Annotated in this window: 9 protein-coding genes; 4 read left to right on the top strand and 5 right to left on the bottom strand. The window is 47.7% G+C overall.

Annotated elements, in window-relative coordinates:
- Positions 1-83 precede the first annotated feature (83 nt).
- From ACEW9O_RS20185 to ACEW9O_RS20175, 3 genes are all read right to left on the bottom strand, one after another.
- On the bottom strand, positions 84-569 hold the full coding sequence (locus ACEW9O_RS20185; protein ID WP_373552006.1) for a fasciclin domain-containing protein: 486 nt from the start codon (positions 567-569) through the stop codon (positions 84-86).
- 142 nt (positions 570-711) lie between these two features.
- Positions 712-1,308, bottom strand: coding sequence for a GNAT family N-acetyltransferase (locus tag ACEW9O_RS20180; RefSeq protein WP_373552005.1), 597 nt, complete (start codon positions 1,306-1,308; stop codon positions 712-714).
- A 139-nt stretch (positions 1,309-1,447) separates the two neighbouring features.
- Positions 1,448-2,398: a carbon-nitrogen hydrolase family protein gene (locus ACEW9O_RS20175; protein WP_373552004.1), complete on the bottom strand. Its 951-nt coding sequence runs from the start codon at positions 2,396-2,398 to the stop codon at positions 1,448-1,450.
- A gap of 467 nt (positions 2,399-2,865) precedes the next feature.
- On the opposite strand from ACEW9O_RS20175, the gene ACEW9O_RS20170 reads away from it, so the two are divergent.
- A complete protein-coding gene (locus ACEW9O_RS20170; RefSeq protein ID WP_373552003.1) occupies positions 2,866-3,633 on the top strand; it encodes an SH3 domain-containing protein in 768 nt (255 codons plus the stop codon).
- A gap of 5 nt (positions 3,634-3,638) precedes the next feature.
- Here the strand turns inward: ACEW9O_RS20170 and ACEW9O_RS20165 are convergent, their stop codons facing one another.
- Together ACEW9O_RS20165 and ACEW9O_RS20160 are read right to left on the bottom strand one after the other, a co-directional pair.
- Positions 3,639-4,157: a YdeI/OmpD-associated family protein gene (locus tag ACEW9O_RS20165; RefSeq protein ID WP_373552002.1), complete on the bottom strand. Its 519-nt coding sequence runs from the start codon at positions 4,155-4,157 to the stop codon at positions 3,639-3,641.
- A 224-nt stretch (positions 4,158-4,381) separates the two neighbouring features.
- Positions 4,382-5,824 carry an aspartate aminotransferase family protein gene (locus tag ACEW9O_RS20160; RefSeq protein WP_373552001.1) on the bottom strand — a complete coding sequence of 481 codons (1,443 nt, stop codon included), beginning with the start codon at positions 5,822-5,824 and terminating at the stop codon, positions 4,382-4,384.
- Between the two features lie 172 nt (positions 5,825-5,996).
- Here ACEW9O_RS20160 and ACEW9O_RS20155 point away from each other — a divergent pair, with 172 nt between their 5' ends.
- The 3 genes from ACEW9O_RS20155 (at position 5,997) to ACEW9O_RS20145 (ending at position 8,664) form a co-directional block, all read left to right on the top strand.
- Positions 5,997-6,575: a YceI family protein gene (locus ACEW9O_RS20155; RefSeq protein WP_373552000.1), complete on the top strand. Its 579-nt coding sequence runs from the start codon at positions 5,997-5,999 to the stop codon at positions 6,573-6,575.
- Between the two features lie 49 nt (positions 6,576-6,624).
- Positions 6,625-7,971, top strand: a complete 1,347-nt coding sequence (locus tag ACEW9O_RS20150) for a hypothetical protein (protein ID WP_373551999.1) — start codon at positions 6,625-6,627, stop codon at positions 7,969-7,971.
- Between the two features lie 87 nt (positions 7,972-8,058).
- Positions 8,059-8,664, top strand: coding sequence for a YceI family protein (locus tag ACEW9O_RS20145; protein WP_373551998.1), 606 nt, complete (start codon positions 8,059-8,061; stop codon positions 8,662-8,664).
- The last annotated feature ends 70 nt before the right edge of the window (positions 8,665-8,734 follow it).

Raw genomic sequence — 8,734 nt, 5'->3', positions numbered from 1 at the left:
AGGTTGAGGCTACCGCGAGCGATTTTGACAATATCCTTGTCTAAGTCGCTCGCGGTAGCCTCAACCTTCTCAACCTCCCTCAACTATTTCAGCACCTTATTCACCACATACACCATCCCCTCTGGCGTTTCAAAGCTGGAGATCACTTTGGCTTCGCCAAAAGACAACACGTTTGATTCCATTTTGACTGGAATACTATTGCCTTCCATTGTTGTCACATTTCCCATACTTTGTAATTTCTGAGGACTCAAGGGCAGATTCAACACATGGCGTTTGAGCATGGATAGCTGGGCTGAACTTTGTTTTGGGTCCATCAGTTCCATCAAAGCCTGGCCACCCAATTGGTTGTAGGCTTCATCGGTTGGTACAATCAGGGTACCTTTTTGTTTAAAACCCAGAACCTGGGTGCTTCCACCAGCGTTGAGCAGCAACATTTGATAAGTCGTCGTATTGCCTACTTTTTTAAGTACGGCATTAAAGTCCTCCATTTGGGGTAACCCTGCACTGCTACCACAAGCGGTGCAAAACAAGAGGAGCATTCCCAGGATAAGGGTAGAAAAAGTGCGCATAAATCGATTGTGTTTGGTTGAGGAAGGTTGAGGAAGGTTGAGGGAGGTTGAGGCTGCCGCAGCTACTTAGACAAAGTTCTTGTCAAAATCGCTGCGGCAGCCTAAACCTCCCTCAACCTTCTCAACCTCCCTCAACTTATTTTTACAGTTCTTTCATCCAAAAACGCAATGGCTTGGGGCTTTCTTGTTCCTCGGTCAGGTCTTTCCAACTCATGTAACACACCATATCGGTTTCCTGAAAGCCGCGCCGCCGCCAAAAATGATTGAGCGGAACGTAATCCGCTGGGCGCAGGGGATGATCCTGCGGCCGTTCAACCCCACAAAAACAAACCCATTGGAAGCGCTGCAAACTCCGGGCCTTGCGCTCGCGGTGTTCAAAAAAGCCTACGCCAATGCCTTTGCGCCGGTATTCGGGCAGCAAAACCGATTCGCCGTAATAGTAGATTTTTTTGACATCCAGGCCTTTTTCCAAAAAGGGTTTTTGTACAGATTCAGGCTCGTTTTCCAGTGGAATACAAGTTGAAGCACCGACAATTTTGTCCTCGTCCCGCGCAATGACAATGGCCGCATCCGGCGCATTCAGGTAGCTGCGCAAGTATTCTCGTTCGTATTCCATCTGCCCTTCGTACAGGTACGGATACGCCCGAAATACCTCAATGCGCAAACGGGCTACCTCATCTAGATAAGGTGCCAGATCAGCCCCGGAATAGGTTTGGAGGGTAATTTGTAAGTCAATCATTGGAAAAAATATGGTTGAGAAGGTTGAGGGAGGTTTAGAAGGTTGAGGCTACCGCAGCGATTTTGACAAGGGCTTTGTCTAAGTTGCTGCGGTAGCCTCAACTTTCATCAACCTCCCTCAACCTTCTCAACATTTTTATTCAGGAATTACTCAGCGGATTGTCCAGATCCAACTCAATCTCCAGCGGCAATTTCAGCTTTTCAGTTGCCTCCAGATGGTACAGGTCTTTGCGGCGGTCTTGCAGATTGCGCACGCTACCACGGTGGTGCAAGTTGTGCAACAATTCCAGATCCACATCGCTCACAATGATGGACTCCACATTTGCGGGCAATTGTGATTTGACCGCACCTTGGGGGAAGGCATAATCTGATGGAGTAAAAATGGCCGATTCGCCGTACTGAAACTCGATGGCACTCACCTCGGGCATGTAGCCAACACAGCCCGCAATGGCTACGTAACACTCGTTTTCGATGGCCCGAGCCTGCGCACAATGGCGCACGCGGAAAAAACCTTCCTGCGAATCGGTGGAAAATGGCACAAAGAGGATTTGTACCCCCGAATCGGCATATAGACGTCCCAGCTCGGGAAATTCCACATCGTAACAGGTTTGAATGCCAATCCGCCCACAGTCGGTGTCAAACACCCCCAACTTATTCCCAGGAGCCATGTGCCAGGCGTGTTTTTCGTAAGGCGTAAGGTGGATTTTGAGGTATTTTTCCACACTGCCATCTCGTCGGCATAGGTAAGTTGCATTGCGCAGCTCACCCGCGGGTGAAAGCTCCGGAATGCTCCCTGTGATCACGTTGACCTGATAGGTATTGGCCATCCGGGAGATTTCCTCCATGAGATGGTTGGTAATACCTGTCATGGCCACCAAACGCTCGCGCTCCTTGGCACCTGGAAACAGGGACAGCAATGGCATGGAGAAGTACTCCGGATAGAGCACAAAATCTACACCATAATTAGCAAAAGACTGGATTTGGTGTTCGATCTTGTCAAGGAAAATTTCCACTGACGCAAAATTCCTAACCAGCCATTGGACGACCCCCAGGCGAACTTCGCCGGGTTTCAGTTCAGTAGCGTTTCTCATTCCCGGATGAAAGGAGTTAATTGTGATGGACAAAAGTAGATGAATTTCAGGGGATATGCAAATGGAAAGTTTAGCTTCGGCTACGCTCAGCGACCAGCATCGCACCCGGCACTTCGGCTACGCTCAGTGACCGGATGCGGTGCTGGTCACTGAGCGTAGCCGAAGTGACAAAGATCACTAAAAAGGCTGCCTAAGGTCATCATCTCCCCTCCCTTTCTACCTTATCTTTGATTCAACAAGCAGTACAAGGAGTTTTTAATTTTTTTTCTGTTATACATGGTCAATTGGGTGTTCAAATTTTGGTCGGCTTATTGACTCTCTCTCCTCAAGGCGAATAATTTTGGTGCCGACCAATGTTTTTGGTGTTAACTGTTGATGAAGGTGTCGCGCTGAGCTCTTTGGTGCGACATCTTTTTTTATTTTCCTCAACTGCTACTATCTTTAGCATTCACACAACCCAAGCCATCATGAAAAAACTCCTGCTCTTCACCCTCCTCGCCACCCTGGCCTTTTCCTGCCGCAACAAAAAAAATCAGGAACCGGAAAACACCGTCCCGGAAGCGCCCAAATCCACTGCCCCGTACCAAGTTGGCCAAACCATGTATGTACACGCCCTTTTAGGCCTCAGCCTGCGCAAAGCTCCCGACCCCAAATCTGAAAAAATAGGCGCAGCGCAATACGGTGAATTACTGGAAATACTCGCCCTCCCTGAAGCCGATCAAACCTACGTGGCCGAAACCATCGACGAGTTCCAACTAAAAGGCCACTGGGTAAAAGTCAAAAATGCCGACCAAAAGGAAGCCTATGTGTTTGATGGGTATTTGGCCAAATTCCCGGTTATCGCCGAAGAACCGGAGGAGGACACTGCCCTGCCGGAATGGTTTTACATGACCTTGGCCAAGCCCAAAGGTGAGCGGGAAGTAACGGCACCCAATGAAAAAAAAGGCATTGTGGAAGGTTACAAGCAGGCTTTTGCCGATGGCGGCGAGTTTGAACTGATTTTGTACAATGGGGGCGTGACCCAGTTTTTGCGCATTCCTTCCAGCACCTTGACTTTTTCACAAGCTTTGGTCGTGCTGCGTTCTTTTTATTTCAACACCGCCAAAAACCTAAAAATTGTACGCAACGCCAAGACAAAAAAAATCAGGGTGAACGATACCGCCAACCCTTATGAGTGGCTGGAGTTTGAAGACAAAGGGGATAAGGTAATTGTGGGATTTTATTCTGCGGATTAAACCGTTTACCCCCGCAAGGTATCATTCAAGGCTCGGAAGTTGATTTTACCTGCATACGCTTTGAGGTGTTCGCAGATCGCCAAAGCACGGGTAATCCGCAAATCAGAACTTTTGGGTTGAGCAATGATGTACAGCATGGTGCGCTTTTTGCCCGGAGTGAGCTTTTCCCAAAAGGCATTGGCCTCGGGGTCTTGCTCCAGTACCTCGGTAAATTCCTCGGGTACGGGCAATCCATATTCGCTATCATCTTTTTGCAAGCTTACTTGTACCTCGTCACCAATCTTGAGTTTGAGTTGTTTGACTCGCGCTTTGTTGACATGGATCACATAAATGCCTTCCCCACGAGGGATCAGTGCGCATTGGTATGCTACAGCTCCATTGATGTTGCACACCACTCGTTTGTCATCGCTGCCTTCGCTGATGGCACCAACGACAGGAGCTGGCACAATAAAGTGTTGCCCCCACAAGCGGTTGTTGGATTCTTCCAGGTAAGAGGTGAAAGAGAAAGTTTCTTCGGGATTCATGGCGATCAATTAATTGGTTGAGGAAAGTTTAGGGAAGTTGAGGAAGGTTGAGGCTACCGCAGCGACTTGTACCCCGGCTCAGCTTGGTGATTGAGTCGCTGCGGTAGCCTAAACCTTCCTCAACATTTCTCAACCACCCACAAACAATCAACAAAAAACCACCCACGACGTAAAAACGCTCAAAGGGAGGCTCCAAATTATGCAAAAACTCTTTGGTGGAGAACTTAAAAAGCCGCCGCGTTGGCCAAACTTTCCAGTTCATCCAGTAAAATCGTTAGATCCTGTTCGGTAGTGAGCGGATTCATTAGGGAAGTGCGGAGGTAGAACTTATCGCGCAGGGTCGTTTGTACAAGGTAGAAATGCCCTTTTTCCAGGATGCGCTCGCGAAGTGCCTGGTTGTATGCGTTAAGGTCACTGACTCCAGGTTTTATAAGTCTAAAACACACAATATTGCACTCGGGTTCCATGGCCAGTTCAAAATTTGGCCTTTTTGCAATCATTTTTGCAAATTTCTGCCCCAAATCGTACACCTGATCAACTACGGCTGCAAATACGGCTTCGCCATATAACTTCAACAACGTAAAAATTTTCAGGGACATCATGTATTTGGTACATTCAAAGGTGCGTTTGCCGGGATTGTACCAATCGGCTTCGGCAGAGTTCCAGAGGTATTGCGCCCGTTGTTGGAAAGTGCTGAAACTGTCTTGTTCCCGCTTGAACACCAAGGCAGTGGCCAGCGCCGGCACCATGAGCACTTTGTGAAAATCCACCACCACCGAATCAGCTCGCTCGATCCCTTTGAGCAAGGATTGGTATTTTTGGGAAAAAACTGCCCCTCCGCCATGCGCCCCATCGGCATGGAACCAGATGTTGTGCCGTTCGGCAAAATCGGCAATAGCCTCCAGGTCGTCGTGGGAGCCCGTAGAGGTGGAACAAGCACTGCCAATGATGGCGAACACATGTAAACCATCGGACTGCGCTTTGGCCAAGTATTCCTCCAATAAATCACTCCGCAGCTTGTATTGTGCATCGGTCGGCAATTTGATGATGCCCGCATGGCCCAGCCCCATGATGCGTGCCGCCCGGTCTACACAATAATGCGCCTCTTCGCTGACCATGATGGCCAGACGCTCCTGGTGGCCTTCGGACCAGACATTCGATGGCGCTTTGCAGGCACGGGCAGCAAGGAGGGCAGTGAGGTTGGCCAGGGTGCCGCCCGAAGTCAAGATTCCACTGCTGGAAGGGTCATAGCCAATTTTTTTAGCGAGCAACTCGATCACCAGCCGCTCCATCGGCACTGAACTCATGCCCATTTCGTACAGCGCCATGCCTTGATTGAGTACATTGCTCAGCAGGCCTGCCAATGCCGAGGCGGGTGCAGTGACCGCTACCTGGTGGCCCATGTATCGTGGATGGTGGGTTTTGACCGAATGTTGAATCACGGTTTCAAAAAAGGCAGCGGGATTTTCAGCCAAAGGGCCATTGAGCTCATTTTGCCAAAAACGATATTGTTCCTCTGGGGTATGGTAGGGAAAAACCACGGCATCACTTTGGCTTTGGACAGATTCAAAATAATCTGCCAATTGATCGATCAAGGCATGGCCTTGTTGGCGAAAAGTGCTGGGATCGTATACTTTTTGCAAAAGGGAGGTACTGGATGATGTCATGTTGTTCTGGTTTTGCAGAATGGGAGCAAATAATTCAAAATTTGCGGTGAATTATCCAAGAACCTGAAATATTTTCTCTACTGTGATATTAATCACCGAAAAGGAGTCTCAAAGCTCATGGTCTGCCACCTTGCCTCAGGCTTACCTTTGTATCATAACAAAGCGAAAAGCCATGAAAAACCAGGCATCTCTTATTCTAACCACCGCACTGATAATTCCATTTTTACTCTGGCTACCAGTGCGCCCACAAACACTCAAAAGTTTCAAAATGAGTATTGCGGGCACCTCCTCCTTACACAAATGGGAGTCAAGTGTAGGTGTTGCCACCGTTAAAAGTGACATCGTCATCAACGAAGGTGGCCTCGAAGCCATCAACAGTTTGTACCTCGAAGTAGACGCCAGCTCGATCAAGAGTACCAAAGGCTCAATGATGGACAAAAAGACCTGGGAAGCGCTGAAAACAACGCAGCATCCCAAAATTACATACCAATTGACCAAGATCGAATCGATTAATCCTGCTGCGGGTGAATACGACATCAAAACGCTGGGGAACCTCAGCATCGCTGGTGTAAAAGTTCCGATCAGCATGAACGTAAAAGGCAAAATATTGAGCAACGGTAGCCTTTCCTTCAAAGGATCGAAGGCCCTGAAAATGACCGACTTTAAAATTGATCCACCGACCGCACTCATGGGTACCCTCAAAACGGGCAACGACATCACAGTTAGCTTCGATATTGTACTGGGTGAATAAACACCTCCCTCTTCTCACACTCTTTAACTAACGACTAAAATTCAACAAGATGAAAAATAGATCTTTGTCGAACCTGCTGGCAGGTTTGCTAGCCCTCGCTTTCTCCTTACCATTGGTAGCTCAACAAGCTGATTTGCAATACTTCCGCCCCTGGGATAAAAACGGGATCAACGTTTTTGAACCAATCAAAGGTGGTGAACAAGCTGAATTCAAAGGTGTCTCCGTACGGATTGGGGGTAGTTTTACCCAGGATTACCAAAGTTTAACTCACGAGAACAGGCCATACAAGAAAAACTACCTTTGGGGAACAATCCCTGCTCAAGGGGATACTGCTTCTGCCAAACTTGCTGGTTTTAACCTGGCAATGGCCAATTTGAACTTCGACTTCCAAATTGAAGATGGTATCCGGGTTTGTTTGGAAAACTACATGTCTACACGTCACCACAACGAATTTTGGGTAAAAGGTGGTTACATCCAGATGGATAAACTGCCCATGTTTGGCAGCCCACAATGGTTTACCGATTATTTCCGGGTAAAAATTGGGCACTTCCAACCTAACTTTGGGGACCAACAATTCCGCCGTACCGATGGTGGCAATGCGATCTTCAACGCCTTTGCTGAAAACCTGATCCTGGACGCATTCACAACTGAAATCGGTGGTGAGGTATATGTTTTCCCAGCTAAAGGTTTGATGTTGATGGCAGGTTTGACTTCTGGCCTCATTAATGGTAGTGTGGATAATTTCCCTGATAAGCCTACCGGATCCAACTTAGAAGCAACCAAACGCAATCCTTCTATTTCTTTGAAGGCTGCATATGACAATAATTTTGGCGATCTGCGCTTCCGGCTTTCCGCTTCTTTGTATGCCAATGGCAACATTTCTAGAAATACACTGTATTCTGGTGACCGGACTGGTTCACACTACTTCATGGTTCTGGAACCTGCTGCGGGTACATATTCAGCCAATTTTACTTCAGGTCGGTTTAACCCTGGCTTGACCAACCGGGTTACGGCAATGATGATCAACCCATTCCTGAAATACAAAGGTTTGGAAGTATTTGGTACCTATGAAACACTTAAAGGAGGTACCTACGCAGAAGCAAGTGATCGCAGTTGGAATCAGTTAGCAGTAGAAGGGATCTTCCGCTTCCTACCCAACGAACAAATGTACCTTGGCGCACGCTACAACAATGTAACGGGTCGCCCAAGTGGAGCTGCTTACACCAAAGACGTGAGCATCAATCGTACCGCACTGGTAGCTGGTTGGTTTCCTACCAAAAACTTGCTGCTGAAAGGTGAACTTGTTTCTCAAAAATACCTGGATTTCCCGACATCCGACATCCGTAATGAAGGCAAATTCAATGGGATGATGATTGAAGCGGTGATTGGGTTCTAATCTTTTTATCACTATCTTTCTTCTCCAAAATACTTGGGGGCATCATATTCTGATGCCCCCGATTTTATTACCCCACAATTCAAAGCCATGAGAAAGTATTCCGCTTTAGTCCTTTTGTTTGGAGTTTTGGTGCTGGGTATTTCCAACGACACCGTGGTTTCGATCGATCCAGCGAGTGAATTGATGCTTTACGGTTCGAGCAATGTCAACAAATTTAAGTGTGAATGTACTGATGAGTTTCCGCGCTCGACAGTGAAATTCAACAAGGGGAAAAATGGAACTTCGGCTACATTTTCTAATGCAATACTCGATTTAGGTGTTGCAGCCCTGGATTGTGGGAATAAAATGATGAACAAGGATTTGCAAAGAACCTTGAAAGGAGATGAATACCCCAGAATCCGCATCGAATTGGTCCAAGTCAAACAATTGGATGATAAAAAAATGACGGATGGGGTTTGGGCAACTCAGGTCGTAGAAGCTGGACTGACCATTGCCGGGGTAAGAAAAACCATTGACCTGAGTGTACGTACTCAGCAAACTGAGGCTGGAAGGTTTCGATTTGTCAGCGATAAAAACATTCTCATGACCGATTTTGGGCTCACTCCCCCCAGAGCACTCATGGGCACGATTCGGGTCAACGACCTGATTCGCATCCACATGGATATGCTTGTGGATGTGGAGAAGGGGATGTGAACGGGTTTCGGATTGGGGATTTCGGATTTCGGTGGCGTCATCGTTTGCAAAGTTTCCTCAACCTTAGGGT

The organism is Haliscomenobacter sp. (genome assembly GCF_041740695.1).
Classification (GTDB): Bacteria; Bacteroidota; Bacteroidia; order Chitinophagales; family Saprospiraceae; genus Haliscomenobacter.
Note: the sequence above shows the minus strand (reverse complement) of the source record. Positions and strands in the feature narration are given on the sequence as shown.

Excerpts from the sequence above, each read along its gene's own strand:
- ACEW9O_RS20185 (WP_373552006.1), bottom strand. The coding sequence starts at position 569 with ATGCGCACTTTTTCTACCCTTATCCTGGGAATGCTCCTCTTGTTTTGC.
- ACEW9O_RS20180 (WP_373552005.1), bottom strand. The coding sequence starts at position 1,308 with ATGATTGACTTACAAATTACCCTCCAAACCTATTCCGGGGCTGATCTG.
- ACEW9O_RS20175 (WP_373552004.1), bottom strand. The coding sequence starts at position 2,398 with ATGAGAAACGCTACTGAACTGAAACCCGGCGAAGTTCGCCTGGGGGTC.
- ACEW9O_RS20170 (WP_373552003.1), top strand. The coding sequence starts at position 2,866 with ATGAAAAAACTCCTGCTCTTCACCCTCCTCGCCACCCTGGCCTTTTCC.
- ACEW9O_RS20165 (WP_373552002.1), bottom strand. The coding sequence starts at position 4,157 with ATGAATCCCGAAGAAACTTTCTCTTTCACCTCTTACCTGGAAGAATCC.
- ACEW9O_RS20160 (WP_373552001.1), bottom strand. The coding sequence starts at position 5,824 with ATGACATCATCCAGTACCTCCCTTTTGCAAAAAGTATACGATCCCAGC.
- ACEW9O_RS20155 (WP_373552000.1), top strand. The coding sequence starts at position 5,997 with ATGAAAAACCAGGCATCTCTTATTCTAACCACCGCACTGATAATTCCA.
- ACEW9O_RS20150 (WP_373551999.1), top strand. The coding sequence starts at position 6,625 with ATGAAAAATAGATCTTTGTCGAACCTGCTGGCAGGTTTGCTAGCCCTC.
- ACEW9O_RS20145 (WP_373551998.1), top strand. The coding sequence starts at position 8,059 with ATGAGAAAGTATTCCGCTTTAGTCCTTTTGTTTGGAGTTTTGGTGCTG.